Source organism: Aliivibrio sifiae (assembly GCF_002954705.1).
Lineage (GTDB): Bacteria > Pseudomonadota > Gammaproteobacteria > Enterobacterales > Vibrionaceae > Aliivibrio > Aliivibrio sifiae_A.
Genome location: NZ_MSCO01000002.1, coordinates 1,104,614 through 1,106,930 on the forward strand (window position 1 = coordinate 1,104,614; position 2,317 = coordinate 1,106,930).

2 protein-coding genes and 2 pseudogenes are annotated in these 2,317 nt (G+C 34.1%); 3 read left to right on the forward strand and 1 reads right to left on the reverse strand.

The genetic code is table 11. From position 1 onward, the window contains the following. The 3 genes and pseudogenes from BTO22_RS15900 to BTO22_RS15910 all read left to right on the forward strand — a co-directional run. Positions 1–531: pseudogene (locus tag BTO22_RS15900) on the forward strand (SGNH/GDSL hydrolase family protein); the annotation flags it as partial. A gap of 368 nt (positions 532–899) precedes the next feature. Beyond that, positions 900–1,484, forward strand: a complete 585-nt coding sequence (locus tag BTO22_RS15905) for a riboflavin synthase (protein ID WP_181044670.1) — start codon at positions 900–902, stop codon at positions 1,482–1,484. A gap of 226 nt (positions 1,485–1,710) precedes the next feature. After that, positions 1,711–1,829: pseudogene (locus BTO22_RS15910) on the forward strand (IS1595 family transposase); the annotation flags it as partial. A gap of 203 nt (positions 1,830–2,032) precedes the next feature. Here the strand turns inward: BTO22_RS15910 and BTO22_RS20265 are convergent. After that, positions 2,033–2,317: transposase (locus tag BTO22_RS20265; protein ID WP_339373917.1), on the reverse strand; the 285-nt coding region annotated here is incomplete at its 5' end.

Sequence of the window (2,317 nt, forward strand, 5' to 3'; positions counted from 1 at the left end):
CCGTTATCAATGAAAACAAAACTAACCGCTTATTTACTCAAGAATGACAGTATTGATTTATATGACCTTTTCCATCAATTCCAATCTGTCTCTATTTATGAACTCATCAATGAATTACATGAATTAAAAAAAGAATTACAACTCACAACTAAACTAAGCTCTCTTACCTCTCAGATTGATGGTTTACTTCCAAAACTAAATGATATTTCTGATCCCGCACAACAAGTTGTATTTCTTTGCAAAGAAATCGATATTGCACAACGAGGGTACAGTATGAGCCGTTACATTCATCTAGTTGATTCCCATCAAACCTTTACACCAGAAGTCGATGTCGTTTTATTTGGTGACTCCATTACCGAATGGGGCCCATGGCAAGATGTGTTTACCGATATAACTCACGTAAATCGTGGAATTGCCGGAGATACGACTATAGCAGTCAAACCGAAACTGATTTCAATCATGGCAGGCATCAACGATTTAGCTCAAGGGTTCTCGATAGATTCTTTATTTGAGCAACAACGTCACTTATAGCACCATTTTCCGAGTTAAATAACATAATAATTGGTAGCAAGAAAAATATAGATTTAATGTGACTTTCCTGTTGGATTCTACAGGTTTACGAATAGTGTCAGGTTGTTATAGTTAGTAAACGATAAAAATGAGCTGACAGTCTGACCAGAAACGTATAATCGTAACGTTTATCTATCCCGTTAAGATTAATATACAAGTCACACGACAAGGGTTTACTATCTACGTGGGGAGCTTAGAGGCGCTGTAATTATATTTCATTACTTACGCTTATTACACTGAATACTATAAAATAGTACAGATTTACTTATCAGTTTATTGACGTTCAATATTTTTATTAATTCATTAGAAAAATGAGAGGAAGGATTATTATGTTTAAAGGTATAGTAGAAGGTATAGGAATCATTGAAAAAATTGATATATATACTGACCTAGATAAGTATGCAATTCGATTTCCTGAAAATATGTTGAATGGAATTAAAAAGGAGTCGTCAATAATGTTTAACGGATGCTTCTTAACGGTAACTAGCGTGAATTCAAACATTGTCTGGTTTGATATATTTGAAAAAGAAGCACGTAAGCTTGATACTTTTCGGGAATATAAGGTAGGTGACCGAGTAAATTTAGGAACATTCCCAAAATTTGGCGCTGCATCTGGTGGGCATATATTATCAGCAAGGATTTCATGTGTAGCAAGTATTATTGAAATAATAGAAAATGAGGATTATCAACAAATGTGGATTCAAATTCCTGAAAATTTTACAGAGTTTCTTATTGATAAAGACTATATTGCTGTGGATGGTATTAGCTTAACTATTGACACTATAAAAAACAACCAATTTTTCATTAGTTTACCCTTAAAAATAGCACAAAATACAAATATGAAATGGCGAAAAAAAGGTGATAAGGTAAATGTTGAGTTATCAAACAAAATTAATGCTAACCAGTGTTGGTAATTTACTGAGGATAGTAAAAATGAACTGTTTAAAATAATATTTAAATTTTTATTTATAATACAGAGTCAGTTGTTGTAAATAGTCTGAGTGGTAAATAAGTTCTACCATTAATTAAATATTATCCATATTAAATAAAGGATCTATGAACATAGATCTTTTTTTAATTTATCACTACATAGTCAAGAATCGAATTGACTCTTATTTAATATTCGTAATGATTGACTAAGCTTGTTTTAAAGGCGTGAGAAAACCGATGTGTTTCATAATGCAATCGTTACAGGTGGCGGAGCTGATTGCGTTAAATTACCCTACTTTCAGTGGGTCAACACCATAATTAGTAATGTAATACCAATCACAGTATGTAAGTGTTCAAAAATAGCGAAGGAAAATGCTTGAAAATAAGACGAAATTTTTTCATAAGTAGTTATTCTACAATCAAAAATTTCAACGTAGTTATCGAGTATTTTAATCAGCTAGGATGATCAGTTATTTACTGCGTTGTTGACCAAATCAGGTAAGGGCCGTAGCCATCCTACGGAACTTACCCGTTAGTTTCTAACAGGCATACCTAGCCCTAGGACTTTGTTCATTGCTTTCACGTTTGCCAACGCCTCACCTACTTGAGCGTTATAACATCTCAAGCTCAATGTACCACTAGTCAGTCCTTTATATCGAGACATTGCCGTCTCAGAGATTGAACGGCGGTGATAGCCAGAGTCAGTTTTCCACTGTTCTAACGTATTGCTTTTAAGTGCATCTACAGCTTCATTCCGAGGGTGTCCCTTTTCCCAGTACCCTGCATTTTTTCTGGGAGGAATAAGAGGCTTACAGCC

Excerpts from the sequence above, each read along its gene's own strand:
- BTO22_RS15905 (WP_181044670.1), top strand. The coding sequence starts at position 900 with ATGTTTAAAGGTATAGTAGAAGGTATAGGAATCATTGAAAAAATTGAT.